This is a genomic window from Chengkuizengella sp. SCS-71B (assembly GCF_040100845.1).
In the GTDB taxonomy this organism is placed as follows: domain Bacteria; phylum Bacillota; class Bacilli; order Paenibacillales; family KCTC-33759; genus Chengkuizengella.
In genome coordinates, this window is record NZ_JAZHSH010000001.1 from 3,649,884 (window position 1) to 3,675,598 (window position 25,715).

Here is a 25,715-nt window from a genome sequence, read left to right on the forward strand (position 1 = left end):
TATAAAAAAGCTGAGATATCATATTTCAACACATACTTTAATAACTCCCAAAGATCTCTGGATTAGGATCCAAACATTTCTTCGCACTGCATTATTCACATGAAAATGATTTATAGTAAGTTATGAATTTGATTTGTATTTAAAAATAAATTTTGATCATAGTGGAATTTCAAAGTTATAATATAATCTAGGAAGAGAAAAAAATAATTTAAGGAGTGATTGATTGTTATGGACATATCAGAAAAGTGGAATGATGTAGATTTTTATTTTAGTAATAAAATTGGTTCGAGTGATCCAATCATGGATTCCATATTGAAAGCAAATACAGAAGCAGACTTACCTGCTATTGATGTCTCTGCAAATCAAGGAAAATTACTTTACTTGCTTGCTAAACTTAAAGGTGTAAAAAACATATTAGAAATTGGAACCCTCGGCGGTTATAGTAGTGTTTGGCTTGCTCGTGCTTTACCAGAAGATGGGCATCTCACAACACTTGAATTTGATCCTAAACATGCAAAAGTCGCAAGAGAAAACATAAAAAAAGCAGGGTTAGAGAATAAAATTGAAGTTATTGTAGGAGCAGCTCTTGATTCATTACACATGCTTGAAGAAAAAGCAGTCTCTAAATTTGACTTCATCTTTATTGATGCCGATAAACCAAACAATCCAAACTATGTAAAATGGGCATTAAAACTGGCTAATCCTGGAGCGGTTATCATAGTGGATAATGTAGTACGTAGTGGAAAAATCATAGATAGTGAGAGTGAAGACTTAGGTGTACAAGGTACTCGTCAATTATTTGATTTACTATCAAAAGAATCTCGTATAGATTCAACAGCTATTCAAACTGTGGGATCAAAAGGGTATGATGGTTTTGTTTTAGGGATTGTAAAAGAATAATTAATTTAAAAAAGAAATGTACACAATGGACTTATTCATAGAAAACCTAGATCATGATTTGAACATCACTATTATGTGATGTTCATTTTTTGTCCAAAAGTAAAACCTTTCATAACTTTACATTCTCGTTACGTAAACGTATATAATATGAAAAAAGGAAATTTATAAGGATGAAAGCTATGAAGATAAACGAAGTTGCTAAGAAGTTAAATATCTCCACACGAGCAATCCGTTTCTATGAAGAAAAAGGTCTTATCTCACCTGAGAAACAAAGAGAGAATTCCTATCGCATTTTTAATGAAAAAGATATAATGCGATTGCAAACTATTATTTCAATGAGAGAAATAGGAATTCCATTAGAAGAAATAAAAAAAGTACTAATAAATATTGAACAAAAAGATAAAAAAGAAGTGGAGTATTATTTAAATTTGCAACGTGCAAGTATGTATTCTAGGTGGATAGAATTAAAACAACAACTTGATACAATTGATCAAATGGTAGATAAATTGAAAGTTAGAGAATCATTAAATTTAGAAGACATTTTTGAACTTGCTAATGGTTCAAAAAGATTAAATACAATTCGTAAACAATGGAGCGATCAATGGGGGTTTGATAAATTAGCCCCTACTTTTGATCAACAGTTGTTAAATATATTCCCTGAAATGATACAAATTGAAGATTATAAACTTTCTTTAAATGCAGCAGTTGAATGCATCTCACCAAAAAAAGAAGAGATTGGATTAGATATCGGAGTTGGTACAGGTAACTTTGCAAGTAAATTTATCTCCAAAGGAATTCAAATGAAAGGGATAGATCAGTCCAAGGAAATGTTAAAACAATGTGAAATAAAATATCCTGAAATTGAAACAAAACTCGGAAATTTCCTTGCTATCCCCTTTTCTAATGGGGAATTTAATTTTGTTATATCTAGTTTTACATACAATCATCTTATGGATGAACAGAAATTGTTAGCCTTAGATGAAATAAATCGTGTATTAAAACCTCACGGGCGTGTATGTATAGTAGATTTTATGACTGAAAATAAAGTATCGCCTCCTAATAGTAAACACTATACCAAACGTTCTGAAGTTATAAATCATTTAAATCACATGGGATTCATCACCATTTATCAGCAGATTAATGAGTATATTCATCTTGTATATGGGGTGAAGAAGTAATAATTTTAGATTATATATTTATACAACTATTTTTATATTTATAATTTTCTGTTAGAATAAGGAAGATGTTAGGGAGAAATGTACATAGAGTAACTGGTTATGCTGTTTTATAGGTAGTATGATAATAAGTAGGTTCTGTCCAGCTGAAATAATCTGAAGGTAAATGACTACAGGTTAATAATTCATGATGGCGATTCCTAAAGTATGGGAATTCATTTTTGCCCGTGGTGTTTCAATATTATTTTGAACAAACTTTAAGAGAATTAAAATTTTTTTAAATGACGAAAACATATTACATTTGATAATCGAAGATAAAAAAGCGTGTAGGATTTTTGAAACAGGAATACAATGATGCTAGATTAAAAAGTAGACATAGACATTTATAATGTATTTGCTCGTAAAAAAACGTATAATCGGAGGATTTAAATGGATATATGGATAAATAAAGAATTTTCAATTTCTACTAATAAAGAATATTTAGATATAGATTTAATCCATAATTATTTGAGTCAAGAAGCATATTGGTCTAAAGGTATTTTGAAGGAAACAGTTATAAAAGCAATTGAAAATACTGCCTTATGTTTTGGTGTATATAAAGGTGTAGCTAATGAAGGAGAATTTGAACAAGTTGGTTTTGCTAGAGTAATAACAGATTTAGCAACATATGCTTACTTAGGTGATGTGTTTATTGTTCCAAACTATCGGAGCTTAGGATTATCAAAATGGTTAATGGAGATTATTATAAACCAAACAGAACTACAAAACATTCGTAGGTTCATGTTAGTTACTAAAGATGCGCATACACTGTATAACAAATTCGGTTTCAAACAAATTAATGATCCAAAACTATACATGCAAAAAGTTAAAAATAATACCCTTTAAATTTAGAAATACTTGTTAACAAAATGGAGTGATTACCTAGGATTTACTTGGAATTTTAGATCGAACTTTATTTTAAAGCTATAAATATTTTTTTACATTGATGGAATTAACTCTGTTTCCTGCTAATGATGAATACCCACTATACTTCTAATTTTTTATTTAACCAATCTAGCAAATCCTTCACCATCTCAGGTGAAATAATATGGTTGGTATTTTGATAGATCAAAAAATTAACATCCTCTCTTTTTCTATTTTCAGTTAGATATAAATAATAATCTTTTTGGCCATTAATAGATACGGTTGTATCAGAATCACCATGCATTAGTAAAACTGGGGCAAAACAGTTTTCAAACTGTATTGGATCATATCTTTTTGCCGACAAGGATGATTTCGTGTTCAGGAATTCCTATCACTTGAATAAACTTATCCCACTCTTTAATCGTTGCTATAATAGTTTTCCAAAAGTAGCTTGTATTATTTCAAACCCTCATTTGCCAACTCTTCTGCAAGATCCATATTACTTTCAACTGTACTTCCCCATCCATGATAAAAAATAATTGTATTCTTTTTTTTCTTAGATGAACGGCTTCTATCATGTAATACTTTAACTCTTTATTTATAATCTTTTTCATGTTATTATCTCTCTCCATATGTATGTGAAATTATTAGAATAAATCTTTATTTTCTTTCTATATGATCATTGATATAATGATTGAATATAATTTAAAAGGAGAAAATAGAATGATTGAAATTGAATTTCTAAATCCGTTTGATCATTAACGCTATTATACCAGAGGTCCTCCATGATTAAAGTGTTACTTCACACCTTAATTTATAGGAGGAATTACAATTGAATAAACAACTAACCATCTTATTGATTGGAAGAATCATTACTAATTTCGCAGATAGTTTTTATATGATTGCCACTATATGGTATGTAAAAAACTTTACAGATTCCACCTTGTTAGTAGGAATTACAAGTGCCATTGGTATTTTACCAGTTACATTGCAATTTTTATATGGACCAATCATTGATAGATTTTCAAAACAAAGAATATTATATTTTTCAGTAATTGGACAAGCTCTATTGGTTGGTATGATTTCAATTTTATATTTTTTTGATGCAATATGGATACCACTGTTGCTCTTCCTCATGTATGTAGCACTTTCCTTTTCTGAGATAACTTATCCTACAGAAAGTGCTTTAATAGAACGTTTAACTAAACGTGAAAATTTAACGAAAGTAAATTCTATTTTTGCTTTCTCATATCAATCGTTAGATTTGATTTGTAATGCTATATCAGGGCTCCTAATCACTTTTATTGGACTTGGTTTTATTTATCTTTCCAATAGTATGATGCTTTTTTTAACTGGGCTTATATTTCTCTTTTATTTAAAGGTACCTCGATCAGATAAAGAATCTGAACCTGTATCCAGCGGTTTTTTCGAACAGTATAAAAAAGATTTCATTGAAGGATATCGGATCGTACGTAAACAAAAAATACTTCTAAATATCCTTTTTGGGATTATTGGCATTAATTTTATGGCAACTATGGGCATTGCCATGTTACCCATCATATCTAACAATGCTGCTGAATATGGATTTTGGTTAACAGCAATGTCAGCCGGTACTTTAATTGGGACTTCATTATCTAGCAAGCTTGAAAATATACCTTTAAACAGATTAATCCCAATGATTTCTTTATTATCTGGAGCTTCTTGGATATTTTCTACCATCTTCAATGAACAGTTCCTTATTTCTTATGTTTTGTTCGGTTTAGCCTGGGCAGGTATAGGTGTGTTAAGTGTTTTTATTTATACACTTATTCAAGTTAACTTACCTAAAGATTACATCGGTTCTGGGTTTGCTTTCTTAACGTCCTTATTAGGATCACTAAGTCCAATTGGATACTTACTAGGAGGAGTACTAGGAGAACTAACTTCAGAGTATGCTATATTATTGATTGCTGGTACAGGTTATTTACTTTTTACCGTGTACTTCTTATCCAATCCATTGCTTAATAAAATTAATCATGGTCTACTTGTTCAACTTGAAAAGTCTAATTCCTGAATGAATATATCCGTTAGATTAAATTCTAACGGATTTTGTTTATATAATTAGAATATTTTAGCATATATACAAGTATCCCTTAATCCATTTCCATCAGCTGATAACCCTTCATTTTTTAGAGTGCCTTCTAATATATATCCTAGTTTCTCTGGAATAGCACGACTCTTTAAATTTCTCGAATCACAGCAAATTTCTATTCTCTTTGCTTTTAAATCTTGGGATGCAAACTCTGTGATTCTTTGCACAGCTTCAGTCATATATCCTTTTCCACTATAACGGGTATCTATCCAATAACCTATTTCAAAGCTTGGTATGGACCAATTTATTCTATGCAATCCTGAGGAGGCAACAAATTGACCAGTAATGGATTCATTAATTAATCCCTTCTTTCACATCAATAACTAGAATTGTATCTTAGTTTAACAAAAGTTTTTATTGTGTAAAGTAAAAAATAAATCCTCAAAAAATAATTGACTAAATTTAACATAAATGATAGATTTAACATAAATGATAGATTTAAGAAAATAAAATGATAGAGGTGTGTCTATGAAATTTTCTAAGACGTTTTATTTAGGTTTGATTATGATCATTTGTTTTGTAAGCCCTTTCAATTTTTTTGTAGGCCCTTACAATGTATCTGCACAAGAAAGTCTATCATTATATAATAGTAACTCAAATAAAAATTTAAATTTGATGGATCAATTAAGTGATCAATCTCCATTATCTCAAAATCTACTTGCTGAAAATTCCAGTGTTGAACGTGGAAATCATTATCCTATAGTATTAGTGCATGGATTAGTAGGTTGGGGACGTGACGAGTTTTTAGGTTTTCGATATTGGGGTGGTCTTGTTGATATTGAAAAAGATTTGAAAAACTATGGTTACGAAACTTATACTGCTGCTGTTGGACCGTTTTCTAGCAACTGGGATAGAGCATGTGAATTGTATGCTCAAATAAAAGGAGGTACCGTTGATTACGGTGAGGCTCATTCTATTGAACATGGTCATGAAAGATTCGGAAATACATATTCAGGTTTTCTACCAGAATGGGGAGAAATCAATTCTGATACAGGTAAACAAAACAAAGTTCATTTAGTAGGACATAGTTTAGGTGGACAAACCATTCGTGTGTTAACTCATCTTCTGGAACAGGGAGACGAGCAAGAGCAAGAGTCAACCGATCCTAACCAATTATCTCCACTATTTAATAACGAACAAACTTCCTGGGTAAGTAGCGTATTAACGATCTCTTCTCCTCATGACGGAACAACAACTACAAGATTTATTGATGGATTTTTTCCAATGACAAAAGATTTCATTGCCTTAGCTGCTAGTCTATCAGGAAAAAAAGACAATATTTTTTATGATTTTAAGCTCGATCAATGGGGATTAAAGAGAGCTCCCGGAGAATCTTGGGAAAGTTATGCTGAACGAGTGTACAACAGCTCCATTTGGGAGGATACAAAAGATACTGCGGAATGGGATGTTAGTCCAGAGGGTGCAAGTGAATTAAATAGCTGGGTTTTAGCTCATCCTGATACGTATTATTTTTCAGTATCGTCTGAGCAGACTTATCCTTCAATTTGGACAGGATACCATAAACCTGAATTATTTATGAATCCAATATTTTATTTAACTGGTGGTTTTCTTGGAAAATATACAGAAAGTGGAGAAATTGATATTGATAGTGACTGGTGGGAGAATGACGGTGTTGTTAATACAAATTCCATGGATGGTCCTACGTTAGATTCCTCAGACGGAATTATAAACTATAATGGGGTACCTGAAAAAGGTATATGGAATTATTTAGGAGAATTCACTTCAGCAGACCATATAGATGTTATTGGAATTGGTTTTTATGAAGTTCGTGATTGGTATCGTTATATAGCAGACTTACTTGGTTCTTTAAAATAGCAATTTAGAAATATTGTTAGATAACATATGTGATAAAAAAATGAAAAATGTTGATAAATTTAGTGATAAACGCACAAAAGTACAAAAGAGGAAAATATCCTTTTGTACTTTTGTATTTTCTTTTACAACTTATTGTATACAAAAGATTGCCTATTCTCTTCTCCAGTAATCATATCTTTAATAATAAATTCATTATTTCTCACTTCATCTTCACCAATGATGATGACATTATGAACTTTTCCTTTATTAGCTTTATCTAGAGCTTTACCAATTTTTTTGTTCCCCATTTCAAACTCCACTTTAAATCCCTGTTTTCTTAAACTTGTTGCCACCAATAGTGACTCTTTTTGAGTATTGATCGGTATCACATATATTTTGAAGCAAGTAACTCTGTATAATTGATAATGGGGGTTTCTATGGGTTTGCAACCATACTGAATGAACACATCTTCTAATGTCCTTCTGATATTCCTTCTAATCACTTGTGCTTCTGGTAAAAAATCTTGTGTTCCTTTAACATTTTGATAATTCATTTTTTTCATTTTGCTGTCCTCCGTTTTTTTGATATAAAAAAACCGCTTTAGATTAAAGTAGAATTTTAATCCATGCGGTTTAATGAGAAATAGCTTTCCTATTTGCGATTATTTTAAAATCGAATAGCAAAGCTAGTTTATATGATGATGTAGTTGTGAAAGAAAATTAAGCTGTTTATTCATTAGCAAAATACTCACCTCAAATTTTCATCTAATATATCACAACTAAATTTAAGTTTCAATTTATTTTCAACACATTTTATTTAGGTATTAATCTGAATATGTTCTAACTTTATTTTTTTCTTTATAGTTTATAATTAGTGGTAAACACAAAAATTTAAAAAACTATAGGAGGATAATATGAAAATGATTGATCTGATTTTCCCTTTAATTTTTCTATTTGGTATTATTGTTTTAACATACAGGGCATTTAATCCACTCCCTAAATCAAATGAGAAAGATATAGAAAAGGAGCAAGGTCTGCTATTTGTTCAAATTTCCATACTATTTCTTTTATTCATAGTGACACTTTTACATTTCATTGCATCAATATCATGAACTCAAATAATATCAAACATCACCGCCTATCTTTAAAAATGAGGTTTCCCCAACTAATGTATTATCTCTATAATTTCACTATCTTCTATTTGAAGGTCATATACTGAAAATTTGAAAATTTGAAGGGTTCCTCTCTTTTCAATCAATAAACAGAATTGGAGTTAAATAAATGGAAACATGGAATAAAAAACTAGTAAACACCTCTCGAGGAATATTTGAGATCTTTGAAAAAGGAAACGGAGAGCCGCTTTGTATCACTCATTTATACTCAGAATTTAATGAAACAGGTGATTATTTTGCCAATACGTTTACAGAAACAAACAGAGTGATTTTAGTAAATTTAAGAGAAGCAGGAGACTCAGAAAAATCTAAACATGCGCATGAATTAAGCATGTTAGAAACTGTATTTGACTTAGAGGCTATTAGAAAGTGTTTAAATATAAAGAAATGGGGCTTTGCAGGTCATTCAACAGGAGGTATTCTTGCTTTAGTTTATGGAATTTATTTTTCTACCAGCCTCAAATATCTTGTCACTGTTGGAGCAGCAGCAAGGGATTATATGACTTTTTCAAAGGATTGTATTTATCATGCTGAACATCCTCAATTTCATAAAATGCAAGGGTTGATTGAATCATTAAAGAAACCCAATCTTACACCAGAAGCTAGAAAGGAAATTTCAAAAGAAAGAACAAAATTATCTCTAGTTAAACCTGAAAAATATGAAGAATATTTCAATAAAAATATAAATAAAAAAATGTCTAGAGTTCGTATGGACTATTTTGCGAGAGAAATGCAATTATTGGATGTAACTAAGAAAATTAAGCTTATCACCGTTTCAACATTAATTATGTGTGGGAAATATGATGTACAATGTCCGATAGAATATTCTATTGAAATGAATCAATTGATATCAGATTCAAAGCTAATTATATTTGAACATAGTAATCACTATCCGTTTTTAGAAGAGAAGGAATTGTTTTTAAAGGAAATAAACCACTTTATTGGATACGTAATTTAACACAGCCATCGGAAATTTAATTCTGATGGCTGTTTCTTTTATCTTAAAGGATAGACAACTTCAATTCATTCTTCATTTTTCTTAGCATTTGATACATTAGTAATGATTAGTAAATATGATTACCTGTTGTTGTTTGTCTCCTATTAGTCTATCAAGTTGTTGAGAATTAAATGGGATAAGATCAGTTTTAATAGGGAACTTACTAAAATATTTTTTTAATCACTTTAATAAATACACTTGTAGATATAACAGAAATCGGGATCAAAAGCAGAATGAGCAGTGGGAGCAACCACGGCGTTGTAGAATTAATAGATACATAATTTTCAAAATAGGGTATAAAAGAATTAAGAATCTGTCGTAAAATATTCCAATAAAGCGCTAAAAAATTAGCAGTGATCAAATAAAACAATAATATTCTAAAAATCCTTACCACTTAAACATCTCCTTCGAAAAATCTGTTTCAAAATAAGCTATGATGCGATCTTCTGATTCTTTTTCTAAAGGCAACAATCTACCAAATACTGCTCCATAAACTACTGGATTCCAATCTACTTCGTTAAGAACAGTAAAACTATTACGTATTCACTGTCCACTCTTCATAATGTTGTACATTAATATCTAGCTTTTTATTGCTTAACCATTCAAAGGCCTTCAAAACCAATGGAGAAGCATTTTTCACTGAAACCTCTTCTTTTCTTATCCATTGTGCACCTAGTGAATCCTGTCCTTCAAATAGAATTGGCTTGCTTAATATGTTATCCATGTTTTCAACTTCATAAAAAACAGTGATATGATGTACATGATTGAACTCTTTCCATACCCAGGGCAATACAAAGTCACACGTTCCTATATTTTGTTTGATATCAATAGAAAGTCCAGTTTCCTCTAAAAACTCTCTTTTCATAGCTGATACTAAACTTTCCCCCTCTTCTAAACTTCCTCCTGGAAGATCGAAACGATTAGTATAAGGACCACCAATTTTATTGATGACCAACAGCTTGTCCTCTTTAACACATATGCCATAAACACCAAAAGCACGATGGAATTTTTTTGTATTCATTATTCATCCCCAATGAACTATATATAGTTTACAAACCACTAAAAGATTTCACAATCTAATATACATTGTAAGTAATCATCTATCATTATTTTGTTTTTTAATATAATAGTCTCTTTTTTATCTTGCTACAACACTTACCTTTCCTCTTTCACCTCAAACCTTTGAATAATTTCGAATGGTTTAACGTATGCTTCATAAGGTAGATAGCTTGGTTCCATCGCATCAAGTACCCTAACTCTAAAGTGCTCTCTTGTAATGTATTGTGCAGCATTTTCCTTTGTTATTTTCTTAAAGGCTACTTCTGTCGTCTCATCTTCAGATATAGTAGGGTTACCTGAGACATACTCTCCTCTAAAAACTACACAAATAATACCATTTGTAATATTTTGATATATCCCTGTAATTCCAAATAATTTGGCTTTGATTCCTGTTTCTTCTAACACTTCTCTAAGTACTGCTTGATCTAATGTTTCCCCTTCTTCAACTTGACCCCCTGGTATTTCCATTGTATCAGAACGATCTTTATTTCGAACAAGCAACAAATCCCCATCTTCATTTGTAATATATGCACTAACAGCAACGATCTGCTTTGGAGGTTGATATGAATATGGGTATGCAGTTGATGTTAAAAAGTCTTGTTTACTTTCTATGTAAATATCACCTAGCTCCTGTCTTCTTTTTCGTGCTTTTTGATGAAGCTCACTATTTCTGATTTTTTCTTCTATACTTTCATAATGTGCCATATTTCTATATTCCCAAATTGCCACAACTTCATCTTCCGTTTCATTCACCCAACGCCCTACTAATTTTGCTCCATGGTTCATTTGGTTAGAATATAAATAGGTATGGAAAAAATCATTAAATATCGCTAAAAGTTCAGGTTTAATCTTGTAAGTTTTCCTTCTAAAAATCATATTTATATCCTCTCCTTAAAATCAGCTATTCGTATAAATGAACTTTGTGAATATCTGAAGCTCCGTTATCCCCTATGTACATTTAACATTTGATACCCTATAACTATAACTCTTTCACCACAGCCATTTGCTTTCCAAATCGATACATTTGTCAACAAAACCTAAACTGGCATAAAGTTGATGTCCCCTAAATTTTCTGGATGTTAACCTACAATGATTTTATTTGCATTCGGTAATTTTGATTCATCTATCGTTAACTTTGTAGCTTTTTTGCCAATTCCTTTTCCTTGAATTCTTATTTACCATTTGAATAGCGTAAGGTTTTAATGTAGGTTCAAATTTAGATTGAGCTATGGACATAGCGTTAGATTCTATAACTTTGTTTGTTCATCTGAAATATCTAAAGTACAACATTTATATCAATTATTAGCATTTAATTCTATAAGTGTTATTTTTTCGCTATTCATGATTTTCTGCTCATTTGTGGATATTTAAAATAGGCTGTGAAATACACCTTTCAATCTAGTGAACTCGTTTAAATAAAGCTTAAACATCGAGAAATCAGATGGAGACTCTGCTCCACCTGATTTGAAGATACCACCTACAGAGGTGGGCGTCTGTACACAAAATATTTTTGGATCAAATTATTAACTAAATTTAAAATAAAGGTATTTCGCGGTCTTATTTTTGTCATTTTCGTCAATTTTGATCTCTTTCATAGGATTTCAGCTAATTTAAGACCATAAAATACCGCTATTCAACCCAATACCTTACAAATATACAGTTTAGACCACTAATTCCCTCTATTTAAGAAACACAAGATTCAAAATGAGGTTCATTCAAAATCATCAAAATATTTTAACCAATCTTCCAGGATCTCTTCTTCTGTTTTATCAAAAAACTGTTTTGCGATTTCATCTTTTTCACTTCCACTGATAGATTGCTCGGGTTCGAAATGATCACCAATATATTCTACATATTCATATACTTCTTCATAACCATATTCCTCAGCTAAATACCAAAATAATGCTAAAGTAACACCGTAGTTTTCATCACTTGCTCGTTTAATATCATCGAATGAATTTAATTGAATATCCTTATCTAGAACTGCTTTATTACTTTTCAGTTTTTTGACGTATTTTACAATAGAGCTCTTTGAATTTTTAACTGAAATTAAATCTAAATCATTGAATGAATTTGTAGGATATTTTTGATGGAAATATGCAATGTACTCTGCTCCACCTTCCAACAACCAGAAACGGTAGTCCTCGCCCCAATATTCTTCATAGATCTTCTGCTTATCTTTATCATCTAAGGAAGATTGCTGATCAAAATAATGTACAATTTCATGTGACAATACTGGGCGAAAATCAAATGGAAGAGTAGAGCCGTTAATTAAAATTTCCGTATGATTTCCCCAAGATGCTGCTTTACCTTGCGTATTCTCTGGAAATGGTGTGTCAGAATCATCAGTGTAAAAGTAAATATCTAACGAAGATTTTACATTCTCGTAGGGTTGAAGATCTTTCATTTTTTCAATGGATTTTATCATATCCTCAACTTCGGTATAAGCAAAACCTTTTCCGAACTCTTCTTCATAATCGTCTGTCACATATATATGTATTGGATTTCCTTTTCCCATATCTAATCGATGGTAGTTGAGTCCTGTTATGATTTCATCTGGAGCATAATCACTTACTACATCCTTTTTCCCCATATAAATAAAATTCTCATCCGTTTTTTCAGTTGAAAAATTCATATAATAACGGGAATTATCTAAAAATATGCGAAGTGTATAATCCGTACTAGCTCGTAGATATTCAACAGGAGTAACAGTGGCTTCATCCCCTTTTAAAGCAATAGTTACAGGAATAAACATATCCTCGCTTTCAATGACAATACCATCAATATCTTCAACTAGAATTTGTTTATTAAATTGAATTGTAAACGTTTTAACAAGAGGGACTTCTTTCATCTCTGGTAATTCTGTCCACTCTTCATATTTTGCATAACTGATAGATTGTGGAACAACAATTGAATAACCCAAAAAAACAATTACAATAAATAAAATTAAAAAATTACTACGTCTTAATATCATTACAGTTTTTCTCCTTATCCTTTTTCTATTATTATACCAAAATCTAATAGGGACATGACTTGGGAATAAGCTTATTCTCCCTAGTAGTGAATTCGTTTAAGTAAAGCTTAAACATCGAGAAAATCAGATGGAGACTCTACTCCACCTGATTTGAAGATACCACCTATAGAGGTGGGCGTCTGTACACAAAATATTTTTGGATCAATATGTGGACAAAATCTAGATTGTCACAAAGCTTTCATACGAAATGAATTGTATAATTCATTGTTCATATCGTAAAATTAAGATATATCAATATATTAATTTTAATGTGCTATTAAGGTTATTATAAAGTAAAATCTTACTTTCAGTAATTCAAACAATAGAGAGGAGATTCATAATGGGTAAAAAAGTAGTTATCGTAGGTGGTGTAGCAGGTGGTGCTTCAGCAGCGGCAAGACTTAGAAGGTTGGATGAAACAGCTGAAATTATTTTATTTGAAAAAGGTGAATTCATTTCGTTTGCAAACTGTGGTTTGCCTTATTTCATAGGTGAAACTATACAAGAACGTTCTAAGTTGTTAGTCACTTCTCCTGATATGATGAAAAACAGATTTAATATAGACGTAAGAATATTTAGTGAAGTCATTCATGTGGATACGGAAAATAAAAAAGTAATAGTAAAAAGTGAACAAACAGGTGAATACGAAGAAACTTTTGATGATCTCATTTTATCTCCTGGTGCTAAACCCATTGTGCCTAATCTGTCAGGAATTGAAAGCAATAAAATATTTACACTTAGGAATATTCCAGATACCGATCGCATTAAAAATGTTGTGGATCAAAACAATGTACAAAAAGCTATTATTGTGGGCGGAGGGTACATTGGTGTTGAAATGGCAGAAAGTTTAATTCAACGTGAACTTCAAGTCACTTTAATTGAAAGTGCACCACATATTCTGGCACCTTTTGATTCAGATATAGTGACTCATGCTGAGAAAGAAATGACAGAGCACGGTATTCAATTCATATTTAATGATCGGATTGAAGCCTTTGAAGATCAGCAAGAGGAAATCACAGCCATCATGCAAAACGGTAAAAAATTAACGGTAGATATTGTGATCATGGCTATAGGTGTTACTCCTGATACAGCTTTCTTACAAAATACAGACATCAATTTAAGTGAAAATGGTCATATTATTGTAAACGATGAAATGCAAACAAACATCAAGGGAGTATATGCTGTTGGTGATGCAGTGGAAGTTAAACATTTTGTTCATCAACAAAAAACGGCCATACCATTAGCTGGACCAGCAAATAAACAAGGTAGAATTGTTGCTGATCAAATTTGTGGCATTCCTTCCACTTATAAAGGGACACAGGGCACTTCTGTTATTAAAATCTTTAATTTGACTGGAGCAAGCACAGGATTAAACGAACGAAATTTAAAACAATTAAACATACCTTACCATGTTGTTCATGTTCACCCACTATCTCATGCTGGTTATTATCCAGGAGCCAAACCTATCTCATTAAAATTAATTTTTAAAGATGATGGTAAAATACTAGGGGCTCAGGCATTTGGTGAAGAAGGAGTCGATAAAAGAATAGATGTATTGGCAACCACCATTCGTCTTGGGGGTACAATTTATGATTTAACAGAGCTCGAATTATGTTATGCCCCTCCATTTTCATCTGCAAAAGATCCTGTAAATATGGCAGGTTATGTTGCTGAAAACATACTTACTAAAAAAAGTGATGTATATGTCATAGATGATCTTATGAATCATTTTGACCCGAACGATATAATACTAATTGATGTGAGAACGGAACAAGAGTTTGAGCAAGGGTCCATTGAGGGAGCAATTCACATTCCCGTTGATGAAATACGTGAAAGAAAAAAAGAACTATCACCTAACAAGGAACTTTGGGTATATTGCCAAGTTGGTGTTAGAGGTCATATTGCTTCTAGAATATTAATACAAGAAGGTTTTAAAGTGAAAAATTTAACAGGTGGATACAAATCATATGAAGTATCTGAATATCCAGAACGTGGATAAATAGTGAAGAATGTATTCGTAAATGGAGGAACAGGTGCAGAAGTTTCCCATAGAGAAAAAATGGAAATTTTATGAATGTGATTTGATTTGATTATGTGCTCTAAATAATTATATAATAATAAACGTTGTAAATAAGTTATTTTATTTCGAAAAGAAAGCAGGTAAAATTTATGGAAAACTTCACATTCTATAATCCAACTCAATTAATATTTGGAAAAGGTCAGATGCAACAAATTACAAAGGAAGTTCCTAAATACGGAAAAAAAGTATTAGTTGTTTATGGTGGAGGAAGTATTAAAAGAAATGGTATTTATGATAACGTAATTCGTTATTTAAAAGATATAGATGCTGAAATATTTGAGTTGTCTGGAGTTGAACCGAACCCTCGTTTAACTACAGTGCATAAAGGAGTAGACATCTGTAAAAATGAAGGTATCGAGTTCCTGCTTGCAGTTGGTGGTGGAAGTGTTATTGACTGTACTAAAGCAATTGCTGCGGGTGCCAAATTAGATGGTGACATTTGGGAAGTGATTACACGCAAAAAAGCAGCTGTAGATGCTTTGCCGTTCGGTACTGTATTAACGCTTGCTGCTACTGGTTCAGAAATGAATGCAGGTTCTGTGATTACAAACTGGGAGACCAATGAAAAATATGGCTGGGGAAGCCCAGCAGTATTCCCCAAATTCTCTATTCTAGACCCTGAAAACACGTTCACTGTACCGCGGGATCAAACGATATATGGAATCGTAGACATGATGGCCCATGTGCTTGAGCAGTATTTTCATCACACAGAAAACACACCTCTTCAAGATCGGATGTGTGAATCTGTACTGCAAACTGTAATTGAAACTGCACCTCTATTACTAAATGACTTAGAAAACTATGACCATCGTGAAACGATCCTTTTCAACGGTACTATCGCTTTGAATGGCATGTTATCTATGGGATATCGTGGAGATTGGGCTACTCACACTATCGAACATGCAGTATCTGCTGTATATGATATTCCACATGCTGGAGGACTAGCGATCTTGTTCCCGAACTGGATGAAACACAATTTAGAATCCAATGTTGGACGCTTCAAACAATTAGCTACAAGAGTATTTAATGTAGAAACTGAAGGAAAAACTGATATAGAAGTTGCTCTAGAAGGTATTGAAAAACTAAGTTCTTTCTGGTCTGGCCTAGGTGCTCCTTCTACACTCGCTGACTATGATATTGATGATAAAAACTTAGAAATTATCGCAGATAAAACATTAGTTTATGGAGAATTTGGCAACTTTAACAAATTGAATAAAGAGGATGTTATGTCTATTTTGAATGCATCATTGTAAGTGATAGGATAAAAGCCTGCAATGAGGGAATATCCCTCCATTGCAGGCTTTTTTATAACTTAAGAATTTATAAAATTTCAAATTCTAAGTTTCAACAAAAACTACCTCTAAAGAAAACTCGATGATTGGCAAGTCTAGACGAAGGCAGAATCGTTAGTTGCCCTTATACTATCTACATTTTAATTATTTAATTTCTGATAGTGTAAAGAAGTATTCGGCTACCTCCTCGAGAGACTCCGATAGGAGTTTTTGTTCTGAAATCTGAATTCAATTTATGGTGTGCTATTCACCATAGGAATCTCCTGTTGGAATTCCCCTGCTTTTTTGTACGTAAAACCATATTGTAAATTTTGAATCACTTGTCCATTAGTTACAGTAAATTCATATCTTCCAGTAGTATCGTTGTAAATTAACATTGGATTTTCTTGTGGTCCATCGTTAATCTTATAATGTAAAATGATATAATCGTAAGTTGCATTAGCTTCTGGTATAAACCAAATGGTAGCTTCTGTAAAGTTTAAATAAGTTGCCCCGTGCTGCAATGATGGATCTGTTGGAGTTCCTGGTACTGCATCTGTAGTCACTTGTAAACCATTACTTGCTGCAGATTCGTTCCCTGCTGCGTCTTTAGCCACTACAGTAAACGTATATGCAGTATTTTCTGTTAATCCTGTTACTGTATGAGATGTGCTTGTTGTATTGCCCTCAAGTATTCCATCTTTATAAATATCATAACTAGCTACTCCTACGTTATCTGTTGCTGCTGTCCATGCTAAGTCAACTGTAGTTTCACCTTTTGCTGTAAAGTTTAGGTTTGTTGGTGCTGTCGGTGCTTCCGTGTCTACTACTGGTTCTACTGGCGAATCTGGATTGGTAGCTCCTCCTGAACCTACAACATATTGGAACCAAGCTGAATCTTGTCCGAAGGTGATGAAATAAGTATATTGGAAATCTATAATATCTCCTATATTCAATCCTTGAATGGTAAACTCCCAAACTCCGTTCTGCTCCACACTTCCAACATTTTGTTGTACGCCATTATTCACTATATAATGTAAGTCTGCAAAACTAGCTATGCCATCTGGCGTGAATTTAAATGTCACACTACTTCCGCTATCTACAACCTCAATGGTAAAATCAGGACCTACAAAAACATTTCCACCCGATGAAGGTGCTGCATCCGTTGTAACAGATACAGAGTTGCTAGCTGTTGAGCTATTTCCGGCTGCATCCTTCGCTATAACTTCAAATAAATAAGTTGTATTTTCTGTTAATTCTGAGACCTGATATGCTGTTGTCGTTGTATGAGCTACAAGTAACCCATCCTGATAGATATCATATCCTGTTACTCCTACGTTATCTGTAGAGGCTGTCCAAGATAAATCTACAGTTGTACCAGTTACATTAGCTGGTGTTAAGTTCGATGGCGCTGTTGGAATTTCAGCATCAGGCACTTGAGGTTCTCCTCCTGATGGAGGTGTTCCAGAACAATTGCCACCTGGACTAACTGCTGTTTCTTGAGCCATCGCATTAGCCGGAACCATTAATTCATAGCAGTCAGAGAAAGTAACTGTTATATCTGTATCTGATGCGTTGTAAGCTACATACGTATTCAGTCCATCCTTAGTAAATACAGAGTAAAGCGGTGTGTTTGCTGTAATTTCAAAGTTTGGTAATCCATACACATCTAAAGATCTAATCCATTGGAACGTGTGCGCTCTAGATTCACCAAATTCCACACCAACAGCTGGATCAACCTCCGTGTCTTCATCCTTCCATAATGTTAAAGCCTCTGCTGGATTACTAAGTGCATAATAAGAAACCAATATGTCCTGCCAAACATCTACATTATCTATTCCTTCCCATCCGAACTGTTGTTTCTTTTGCAAATAATTTGGAAATTCAGCATACGTATTGTTGTAGTTTTGCGCAACATAATTCGGATCAGTTCCAAGATAAAGTGAAGCTGGTGTAATCGGTAACATTTGAATTCCGTGTGCTTCTACTGGGTTTTCAGTCCACCATGTTGTATGATTGTATTTGCCTCCCCATACCATAACTGCATCGTCATTTGAAAATTCAGGTTCAAATACATCACCATAGATATCGAACCAATAGTTATTAATCGCTTCTCTTTCAGTAGTATACATATATATACCGGCATCTCTTATTTCGTCGTTTCCGGTAGCTTCACCCCAAAGGATTAATGAAGCCCAAGCATTCATCGCTTCAGATGAAGATTCATGGTTGTTTCCACCATATCTCCATTCATTTGCATCAATAAATCCGGGTCCATTTGCCCATGAATGACCTGCATACGGGTCAAAATTTCTCAAAAATGGGTATTTGCTTGAATTTCGATCTGTTGTTGCAATATCACCAATTAATTCATTTACCATACCGCCCCATTGGTCTTGTTGATCCCATGCATCAACTGTATTTGCTTCTTGAAGTGCAACTTGTGCAGCCGCATAAATCCAATACCCCCAATGGAAATGATGATCATTTAGTTCTGTATCTGAAAAATAACTAGCACTATAACCTATTAATGTTTTCCAATGATCATCATAATAGAAATAGTTATCTTCTACAGGTTGTCCGGCTTCATTAAATTTGGTAGGTGTGAACCACCATTCCATTGTGTTTTTCATAGATTGAACAAAAGCATCTGTTTTTACATCATCGTTTAATTGAGCCGTAATTGGAGCAAGATTAGATATTCGTCCGAGGTTTTTACCCATCCAATACGTATCGTATCCACCATTACCTCCATCAGCACCTGCATTTATGAACGGAGGATTAAGTCCCATACCATAATCAAAATATTGAGTAACATAATCTTCAAGTTTAGCAATATCTGTAGGATCTGTTAGTTCAGGCATCCAAGGCAAAATACCATTAAATACATACTGTGTGCTGAAATCAGTTCCTGCAATCGTTTTCATTGTGCCGCGAATCGTATCATACGTAGATAAATAAGATGAGTCAGATATCAATGGATTATTTCTCCACTGATGTGGATAAAGTGCTGTGATCGTTTCAGTGTTTGCACCTTCCATTGCTGTTGTTGTAATAATGTAATCCGTAGTTAAAGTACTGCTTGCTTCATCATAGTTCCAATCTACTCTAGTATCTGTAACAAAAGCAAAAGCACGATCTTTATAGAAGTTAAACGTATTCACATCACCGTCAGGTAAACCAGCAACAGTAAAGAAGTCCTTACCTACAGGTAAATCCGCAATCACTTCATTTCCATTATTTGTCCAAGTTGTACCTATTGGAGCATATAAACCGTAAAAGTTAGTTTGACCGTTGTTGTTTACTGAAATTTGAATTGAAGAAGCATCTTCATGCAATATCGTTGTAGCTAGATTAAACTTAACCTTTGGCTCTGCACCGTCAAACGTAAAATATGCATAAGGACTACCATGTGCAATCGTTGCTTTCATCTTTTTACTTCCATCACTACTTGCCATTAAGATATCTGCAGACCAATCGTCAAGCTTGTCTGCTTTTGCATCTGAAGGTGAAAATGTAGTCGCTTGAACCTCTAAATCAATTTGACCTGGACGGTGCTCTCTTTCTAATTCATTTTCACCGTCTAATAATGTGTTGACTGTTTTTGGAGGGTTACTAATTTCAAAACCAGTTGGTGTTGCTTGAAAAGATAATGGATGTGCATATAAAGCACCTGAATATTGGTGCCATAATACTGAAGTTAACCAATCATTAGTTGGTAAAGGTTTTCCATCAAAATTGCTTGTTGTAAAATCTTCCGCAGGTGGTGATTTTCTTGGTCCCAACACCCAATTATATAGTTGTGTTCCTTTCTGAACTGTAGAATACCCACCTGCACCTACAGCAACATCATTTTCAGTAATGTCAGCTATTGCTAGATTAGCGGGAATTAAAGTAGTTATAAGTAGTGTAAGCGTTGTCATTAATGACAAAAATTTAATTTTATGCAAATAAAAACACTCCTTTTAGTTGTATATTTTCAGCTTGTTCAATGAATTGAAACCGATTACAAAATGAAAGAAATTAAATTATTTGAAATCGATTTCAAATTTTTAATGCCATAATACTCCTCCTTTTCAATTGTTATTGTTGTTCTATAGTTACTTTGTACTAACATAAGTGTATACTAAAGTCATTCAATTTGTAAATAGGAAATTTGATATAACTGTAGAAACTTGTCGATTATTGTCCTTAATTCAAAAATTGCTTGGTCAAGTTGATAAATTTTTCTCTATCAAATAAAAACGGAGCATGTCCCTCTCCTACTATGATTTTCTCACCATTCGTTATACTAGATGGGGAGCTAGGCAATGGACACACCTCATCATTTTCTCCATGTATCCATAGAATAGGAATGGTATTTTCCTCTTCAGAAAAATGGTTCCAACTTGATGTAAGGTCTGTTTTCATTAAATAATTCAACCCTGCTTCTAAACCATTCAAATTAAAATCCGTCTCTGCAGCTTGAGTAAAAACTCCTCTCAATTTCGTATGATCTGTGGATTGAAAAACAAACTTTTTAAATTGTTTTATTGTCTCTTCAGGTTGAGCTAACAGCTGGGTTTTCATGCGTTGAACAATTCTTTGAGGCCATCCTTCTGAACGGTCCTGACTCACAAATTTTAAAGTTGATGAAATGATGACTATAGAATCTATGCCAAATTGTTCTCTCTTCTTTTGATTAAAAATCGTTTCTAATGCAAGCATGCCCCCTAATGACCAACCTATTAATGTCCATTCACCTGGAGAAGCCTTCAATTTGTTTTCAATTACTTTATAAAAATCGTTAATTTCATTACATTCACTAAAATTAACTAAATAATGTTCAAAATCCGGTAAGCTCTCAATTACTTCAGACCAAATTTGCGTGGACATTGCCCAACCATAAATCCACATACACTTTTTTGACATAACATTTCTCACTTTCTTAACAAAATAAGTTAGATAAATTGTATGACTTGGTTACATTATTTTTTGACCTTTAAACATTCACCAATCTCATCTATAAGCACTAATGCCCTTTCCAAATCATAGTCTTGATGTAAACTCATTATCGTAAAACGAATTCTTGCTGTACCCTCTGGTACCGTCGGAGGTCTCACTGCTACTGCAGCTACTCCTTTTTCTTGTAAAAGAGCACTAAATTCCATCGTTTTTTTGTTATCTCCAACAATTAGTGGAATAATTTGCGATTCACTTTCTCCTGTATTAAAACCTCTCGATTGAAGTTGTTGTTTAAACCAGTCTGATTTTTCTAATAACGATTTTTGTCTCCAACCCTCAGCCTGAATACGTGACCAATTTCGCTGAATTGCAGCAATATTAACAGGAGGCAATGCTGTAGTAAATATAAAACTCCTTGCTTTGTTCATTAAGTATTGTATTAGAACGGAGTCGCCTGCAATATATGCCCCGTAACAACCGTATGCTTTACTAAAAGTACCCATTAAAATATCCACTTCATCAGTTAATCCTAAAGCATGTACTAATCCCTGACCTTTCTCTCCATAAATACCACCGCTATGTGCTTCATCCACCATAAGCATAGCACCGTATTTATTTTTCAATTCAACTAACTGCTTTAAAGGCGCTACACTACCATCCATGCTAAAAATGGAATCCGTGACAATCAGTTTTTTCCGATTGGGATCTGCTTTTTTTAACAGATGTTCTAAATGCTCTACATCTCTATGTCTAAAACGTTTATGCTCCGCCCTGCTTAAAATAATCCCATCTACAATACTCGCATGATTTAAACGATCGCTAAATACTACATCCTTTCTTCCAACTACCGTTGACATGACTCCAATGTTTGCCATATATCCACTACTGAACACTAAACTATCCTCTGTCCCCTTAAAAGAAGCAAACTCCGTTTCTAACTCTCTATAAATAGGATCATTTCCAACAATCAATCTGGATGCTGTTGAACCAAAACGAAGAGAAGAAGAGATTCTCTCTTCTTCCTCTATTAATGCAGTTAGATTGGATCTGTTCAACCTCTCACTTAAACCTAAATAGTCGTTTGAAGCTAAGTTCAACATTTTTTTACCGTCACGTAAGATCCATCCATTTTCCAATATTGTTGTTTCATGCAATGATCTTAGTTGGGATTTTTGTTCTAATTGTTTTAATTCTTCTTGCATCCAATTCCATTTTTGATGAGAACTCATTATAAAGCACATTCCTCAATTTCAAATCCAAGATCTTCTACCATTTTGTGATCTGCTGTAGCTTCTTGCCCTTCTGTCGTTAAATAATCCCCTACAAAAATGGAGTTTGCCGCATATAAACCAAGTGCCTGTAATGATTTTAAATTCACTTCACGGCCACCAGAAACACGAATTTCTTTTGTCGGATTAATGAAACGGAACAAGGCTAGTACTTTCAAACATTTTCGCGGATTTAACTCATCCATGTTTTCTAGAGGGGTTCCTTTAATCGCATTTAAAAAGTTTACAGGAATAGAATCTGCATCTAATTCACGTAATGCATAAGCTGTTTCAACGATCTCCTGATTGGATTCTCCCATTCCAACAATACAACCTGAACAAGGAGACATGCCAGATTTTTTCACTTGTTCAACTGTGTCTACACGATCATCATAAGTATGAGTTGAGGTAATGTTGGCATAATTGGATTTACTAGTGTTTAAGTTATGATTATAGCGATCTACACCCGCATCTTTCAGACGTGCTGCTTGCTCATCAGATAAGATTCCTAAACAAGCACAAATTTTCATAGGCATAGTATCTTTGATTTCTTTAACAGCATCAATCACTTCATCTAACTCTTTATTTGACGGACCTCTTCCACTAGCTACAATACAATATGTACCTACTTTCATTTCTTGCGCTTTTTTAGCTCCATCTATTAACGTATCTTTTTCTAACAACGAATATTTTTCAATAGGTGCATCAGAAACAATGGACTGAGAGCAATAACCGCAATCTTCAGGGCATAGTCCGCTTTTGGCATTTATAATTAAATTTAACTTTACTTTTTTCCCGTAATAATGTTTTCTGACTTGGAATGCAGCGTTCATAATGGATAATAACTCATCATCATCCGCTTCTAACACAGATAACCCTTCTTCTAACGTTAGCAACTCACCATTTATTGCTTTTTCAGCATATTCATTCCAATTTGGTTTTGTAGTAATCATTTATAATTCCTCCCTTGTAATGAGTGTACATATTTTTTAAACCTATTCATTAATAAGAATATATTCAAAAATAGATTTTAAATCCAAATGTTTATCTATGATTTCAATCCATTTTTTCCTTCTTAATGGCCAATTCATTTTTTGTTCATTTTGATAGTTCATCCACGGTAGTTTACCTATGACTGAAACTCCTCCAAACTTTTCAATCATTGTGATATTCTCTTCAAGAGAAGGATCAGTTTCATCTTGATAACCATTTAAAATAACTCCTTTGACCTCAAGCCCCATCTTATGAGCATAGGAAATAGATAGACAAGTATGGTTTACTGTACCTAAGCCAGCTCTAGCCACGAGAATCATTGGAAGGTTTAATTCACTTGCTAAATTAGCTATCGTTTTATCTTGAGTAATGGGTACAATGAGTCCGCCTGCTCCTTCAGTAATGAGAAAATCGCTATGATGTAAGCGGTTACGTCCCTCTTCTACCAACTTTAAAAAGTCAACCTTTTTGCCTTCTCTCTCTGCTGCGATCCATGGTGCTAGAGGTTGGGAAAATGTATAGGTTGCGATATCTTCTTCCTTTTGATTCAATCCACTTCCATTTAATAATCGATAACTGTCTGCTTCTGGATCACCCATTACCACTCCTGATTGCACGGGTTTCCATAATTGGACATTTTCAATTTTTCTTTTGTTCTTTATAAAAGCTGCTAGCGCTGCTGCAACTTCCGTTTTCCCCACTCCTGTATCCGTTGCAGTAATAAATAAACCCTTACTTTTCATCCTATATACACCTTTTAATTTAATATGTATTAAATTGTTAACCTAGATTTTAAATTTCAAGTTAACAATCAAACTAGATTGATTGTACTATATTCTTTAAAAGTGAACAACCCTACTTTTTGTAATACTAAAATCAACCACAATTAACAATATGCTGTAAAAGAATATATCATTATTATGTTTTTTACCTTAAAAGACAGCTAACACCGCTCACAGTGTCAACTGTCTATATACTAAGTTAAATCATCCATATATAAAATCAAGGTTACCTAAAATTTGTTCTCTCAGTTAAATTATGAAACTCATACTCCCAGATTCGAGAAACTTACTTTTTTACTCATTCACTTTTGGATCAAAGGCATCACGCAAGCCATCACCTACAAAGTTAAAGCATAAAACCGTAATTAATATCATTAGTCCTGGGAATGTCGGGTACCACCATGCTTTTAACATGATCGTGTAGTTTTGAGCATCTTGTAACATATTACCCCAGCTTGGAGTTGGTGGTTGAATTCCTAACCCTAAATAGCTAAGTGCAGCTTCAGATAATATGATGGCACCAACACCTATAGTTGCAGCAACAATAATTGGTCCGATTGCATTAGGTAAAATATGAGAAAAAATAATGGTTCCACTTTTTGTTCCTATTGTTTTAGCGGATAATACAAACTCTCGGGTTCTTAATGATAGGAACTCTGCTCGTACTAAACGAGCCGTGGTCATCCAACTTGTCGAAATAAAAATAAGAATTAATTTATCCACACCTGGTTGAAAGATAGTGACTAACGTTATTAATAAAAATAGAGTAGGAATAGCATAAAGCGTATCTACAAACCTCATTAAAATAGAGTCAATTAACCCTCCAAAATAACCTGCAATTGCCCCTACAACGGTTCCAATCGTTATTGCACCGGCAATAGATGCAAAACCAACGAATAAGGATATCCTTGCCCCATATAATATCCTCGTTAATAAATCTCTTCCAAACTTATCTGTCCCTAATAAATGTTCCCCACTTGGAGGTTGAAGCTTATTTAAAATGTTCTGCTCTTCAAACGTGTATGGTGTTAACCATGGAGCACATATAGATGCTGAAATGATCAGACATAATATAACAGCCCCAAAAACTGCGAGTTTATTTTTGAAAAATTTTCTCAAGATAATTTTCAACAAGGTATCTGGTTTATGTTTAAAATCGGGGTTTATTAGTTGTTGTTTTGTAGTTTCAGGTACTGTATTGATTTGTGACATG

General features: G+C 33.2%; 20 protein-coding genes and 3 pseudogenes. 8 read left to right on the top strand and 15 right to left on the bottom strand.

Going from position 1 to position 25,715, the window contains the following annotated elements:
* The first annotated feature begins 228 nt into the window (after positions 1-228).
* The 3 genes from VQL36_RS17920 (at position 229) to VQL36_RS17930 (ending at position 2,960) form a co-directional block, all read left to right on the top strand.
* A complete protein-coding gene (locus VQL36_RS17920; protein ID WP_349250614.1) occupies positions 229-900 on the top strand; it encodes an O-methyltransferase in 672 nt (223 codons plus the stop codon).
* A 179-nt stretch (positions 901-1,079) separates the two neighbouring features.
* Positions 1,080-2,078 (top strand): MerR family transcriptional regulator, encoded by a 999-nt coding sequence (locus VQL36_RS17925; protein WP_349250615.1) that lies wholly within the window; start codon positions 1,080-1,082, stop codon positions 2,076-2,078.
* Between the two features lie 426 nt (positions 2,079-2,504).
* Entirely contained in the window at positions 2,505-2,960 is a 456-nt protein-coding gene (locus tag VQL36_RS17930) for a GNAT family N-acetyltransferase (RefSeq protein WP_349250616.1), read from the top strand.
* Positions 2,961-3,099: 139 nt separating this feature from the next.
* On the opposite strand, the gene VQL36_RS17935 is transcribed toward VQL36_RS17930, so the two are convergent.
* Both VQL36_RS17935 and VQL36_RS17940 read right to left on the bottom strand, forming a co-directional pair.
* Entirely contained in the window at positions 3,100-3,342 is a 243-nt protein-coding gene (locus VQL36_RS17935) for an alpha/beta hydrolase family protein (RefSeq protein ID WP_349250617.1), read from the bottom strand.
* A gap of 97 nt (positions 3,343-3,439) precedes the next feature.
* Positions 3,440-3,592 (bottom strand): hypothetical protein, encoded by a 153-nt coding sequence (locus VQL36_RS17940; RefSeq protein ID WP_349250618.1) that lies wholly within the window; start codon positions 3,590-3,592, stop codon positions 3,440-3,442.
* Positions 3,593-3,810: 218 nt separating this feature from the next.
* Between VQL36_RS17940 and VQL36_RS17945 the strand changes: the two genes are divergently transcribed.
* The gene (locus VQL36_RS17945; RefSeq protein ID WP_349250619.1) at positions 3,811-5,031 is read left to right on the top strand and encodes an MFS transporter; all 1,221 of its coding nucleotides are present in this window, start codon (positions 3,811-3,813) and stop codon (positions 5,029-5,031) included.
* Positions 5,032-5,078: 47 nt separating this feature from the next.
* Here VQL36_RS17945 and VQL36_RS17950 read toward each other — a convergent pair.
* Positions 5,079-5,393, bottom strand: a pseudogene (locus VQL36_RS17950) (GNAT family N-acetyltransferase); the annotation flags it as partial.
* A gap of 184 nt (positions 5,394-5,577) precedes the next feature.
* On the opposite strand from VQL36_RS17950, the gene VQL36_RS17955 reads away from it, so the two are divergent.
* Positions 5,578-6,945: a lipase gene (locus VQL36_RS17955; RefSeq protein ID WP_349250620.1), complete on the top strand. Its 1,368-nt coding sequence runs from the start codon at positions 5,578-5,580 to the stop codon at positions 6,943-6,945.
* 122 nt (positions 6,946-7,067) lie between these two features.
* On the opposite strand, the gene VQL36_RS17960 is transcribed toward VQL36_RS17955, so the two are convergent.
* Together VQL36_RS17960 and VQL36_RS17965 are read right to left on the bottom strand one after the other, a co-directional pair.
* Positions 7,068-7,313: a His/Gly/Thr/Pro-type tRNA ligase C-terminal domain-containing protein gene (locus VQL36_RS17960; RefSeq protein ID WP_349250621.1), complete on the bottom strand. Its 246-nt coding sequence runs from the start codon at positions 7,311-7,313 to the stop codon at positions 7,068-7,070.
* 2 nt (positions 7,314-7,315) lie between these two features.
* Positions 7,316-7,486, bottom strand: a pseudogene (locus VQL36_RS17965) (histidine--tRNA ligase); the annotation flags it as partial.
* A gap of 718 nt (positions 7,487-8,204) precedes the next feature.
* Between VQL36_RS17965 and VQL36_RS17970 the strand changes: the two are divergent.
* Positions 8,205-9,053, top strand: a complete 849-nt coding sequence (locus tag VQL36_RS17970; RefSeq protein WP_349250622.1) for an alpha/beta hydrolase — start codon at positions 8,205-8,207, stop codon at positions 9,051-9,053.
* A gap of 574 nt (positions 9,054-9,627) precedes the next feature.
* Here the strand turns inward: VQL36_RS17970 and VQL36_RS17975 are convergent.
* The 4 genes and pseudogenes from VQL36_RS17975 to VQL36_RS17990 all read right to left on the bottom strand — a co-directional run bounded on the left by VQL36_RS17975 (position 9,628) and on the right by VQL36_RS17990 (position 13,125).
* The gene (locus tag VQL36_RS17975) at positions 9,628-10,116 is read right to left on the bottom strand and encodes an NUDIX hydrolase (protein ID WP_413789580.1); all 489 of its coding nucleotides are present in this window, start codon (positions 10,114-10,116) and stop codon (positions 9,628-9,630) included.
* 131 nt (positions 10,117-10,247) lie between these two features.
* The gene (locus VQL36_RS17980) at positions 10,248-11,027 is read right to left on the bottom strand and encodes an NUDIX domain-containing protein (RefSeq protein ID WP_349250624.1); all 780 of its coding nucleotides are present in this window, start codon (positions 11,025-11,027) and stop codon (positions 10,248-10,250) included.
* Between the two features lie 103 nt (positions 11,028-11,130).
* Positions 11,131-11,494, bottom strand: a pseudogene (locus VQL36_RS17985) (GNAT family N-acetyltransferase).
* A gap of 368 nt (positions 11,495-11,862) precedes the next feature.
* Positions 11,863-13,125 carry an Ig-like domain-containing protein gene (locus VQL36_RS17990; RefSeq protein ID WP_349250625.1) on the bottom strand — a complete coding sequence of 421 codons (1,263 nt, stop codon included), beginning with the start codon at positions 13,123-13,125 and terminating at the stop codon, positions 11,863-11,865.
* Positions 13,126-13,504: 379 nt separating this feature from the next.
* Here VQL36_RS17990 and VQL36_RS17995 point away from each other — a divergent pair, with 379 nt between their 5' ends.
* Both VQL36_RS17995 and VQL36_RS18000 read left to right on the top strand, forming a co-directional pair.
* Entirely contained in the window at positions 13,505-15,163 is a 1,659-nt protein-coding gene (locus VQL36_RS17995; protein ID WP_349250626.1) for a CoA-disulfide reductase, read from the top strand.
* Between the two features lie 170 nt (positions 15,164-15,333).
* On the top strand, positions 15,334-16,497 hold the full coding sequence (locus tag VQL36_RS18000; RefSeq protein WP_349250627.1) for an iron-containing alcohol dehydrogenase: 1,164 nt from the start codon (positions 15,334-15,336) through the stop codon (positions 16,495-16,497).
* A gap of 272 nt (positions 16,498-16,769) precedes the next feature.
* Here VQL36_RS18000 and VQL36_RS18005 read toward each other — a convergent pair whose 3' ends face one another.
* The 6 genes from VQL36_RS18005 to opp4C all read right to left on the bottom strand — a co-directional run bounded on the left by VQL36_RS18005 (position 16,770) and on the right by opp4C (position 25,714).
* Positions 16,770-20,465 carry a glycosyl hydrolase gene (locus tag VQL36_RS18005; RefSeq protein WP_349250628.1) on the bottom strand — a complete coding sequence of 1,232 codons (3,696 nt, stop codon included), beginning with the start codon at positions 20,463-20,465 and terminating at the stop codon, positions 16,770-16,772.
* Between the two features lie 241 nt (positions 20,466-20,706).
* Positions 20,707-21,426, bottom strand: a complete 720-nt coding sequence (locus tag VQL36_RS18010) for an alpha/beta fold hydrolase (protein WP_349250629.1) — start codon at positions 21,424-21,426, stop codon at positions 20,707-20,709.
* A gap of 56 nt (positions 21,427-21,482) precedes the next feature.
* Positions 21,483-22,688 (bottom strand): 8-amino-7-oxononanoate synthase, encoded by a 1,206-nt coding sequence (gene bioF / locus VQL36_RS18015; RefSeq protein WP_349250630.1) that lies wholly within the window; start codon positions 22,686-22,688, stop codon positions 21,483-21,485.
* The gene (gene bioB, locus VQL36_RS18020) at positions 22,688-23,680 is read right to left on the bottom strand and encodes a biotin synthase BioB (protein ID WP_349250631.1); all 993 of its coding nucleotides are present in this window, start codon (positions 23,678-23,680) and stop codon (positions 22,688-22,690) included. The genes bioF and bioB overlap by 1 nt, the downstream gene beginning before the upstream one ends.
* A gap of 42 nt (positions 23,681-23,722) precedes the next feature.
* The gene (gene bioD / locus VQL36_RS18025) at positions 23,723-24,463 is read right to left on the bottom strand and encodes a dethiobiotin synthase (protein WP_349250632.1); all 741 of its coding nucleotides are present in this window, start codon (positions 24,461-24,463) and stop codon (positions 23,723-23,725) included.
* Positions 24,464-24,796: 333 nt separating this feature from the next.
* Complete coding sequence (opp4C, locus tag VQL36_RS18030) at positions 24,797-25,714, bottom strand: oligopeptide ABC transporter permease (RefSeq protein WP_349250633.1); 918 nt, start codon at positions 25,712-25,714, stop codon at positions 24,797-24,799.
* Between the last annotated feature and the right edge of the window lies 1 nt (position 25,715).

Coding starts and splice junctions, on each gene's coding strand:
- VQL36_RS17920 (WP_349250614.1), top strand. CDS start 229: ATGGACATATCAGAAAAGTGGAATGATGTAGATTTTTATTTTAGTAAT.
- VQL36_RS17925 (WP_349250615.1), top strand. CDS start 1,080: ATGAAGATAAACGAAGTTGCTAAGAAGTTAAATATCTCCACACGAGCA.
- VQL36_RS17930 (WP_349250616.1), top strand. CDS start 2,505: ATGGATATATGGATAAATAAAGAATTTTCAATTTCTACTAATAAAGAA.
- VQL36_RS17940 (WP_349250618.1), bottom strand. CDS start 3,592: ATGAAAAAGATTATAAATAAAGAGTTAAAGTATTACATGATAGAAGCC.
- VQL36_RS17955 (WP_349250620.1), top strand. CDS start 5,578: ATGAAATTTTCTAAGACGTTTTATTTAGGTTTGATTATGATCATTTGT.
- VQL36_RS17970 (WP_349250622.1), top strand. CDS start 8,205: ATGGAAACATGGAATAAAAAACTAGTAAACACCTCTCGAGGAATATTT.
- VQL36_RS17980 (WP_349250624.1), bottom strand. CDS start 11,027: ATGATTTTTAGAAGGAAAACTTACAAGATTAAACCTGAACTTTTAGCG.
- VQL36_RS17990 (WP_349250625.1), bottom strand. CDS start 13,125: ATGATATTAAGACGTAGTAATTTTTTAATTTTATTTATTGTAATTGTT.
- VQL36_RS17995 (WP_349250626.1), top strand. CDS start 13,505: ATGGGTAAAAAAGTAGTTATCGTAGGTGGTGTAGCAGGTGGTGCTTCA.
- VQL36_RS18000 (WP_349250627.1), top strand. CDS start 15,334: ATGGAAAACTTCACATTCTATAATCCAACTCAATTAATATTTGGAAAA.
- VQL36_RS18010 (WP_349250629.1), bottom strand. CDS start 21,426: ATGTCAAAAAAGTGTATGTGGATTTATGGTTGGGCAATGTCCACGCAA.
- bioF (WP_349250630.1), bottom strand. CDS start 22,688: ATGAGTTCTCATCAAAAATGGAATTGGATGCAAGAAGAATTAAAACAA.
- bioB (WP_349250631.1), bottom strand. CDS start 23,680: ATGATTACTACAAAACCAAATTGGAATGAATATGCTGAAAAAGCAATA.
- bioD (WP_349250632.1), bottom strand. CDS start 24,463: ATGAAAAGTAAGGGTTTATTTATTACTGCAACGGATACAGGAGTGGGG.
- opp4C (WP_349250633.1), bottom strand. CDS start 25,714: ATGTCACAAATCAATACAGTACCTGAAACTACAAAACAACAACTAATA.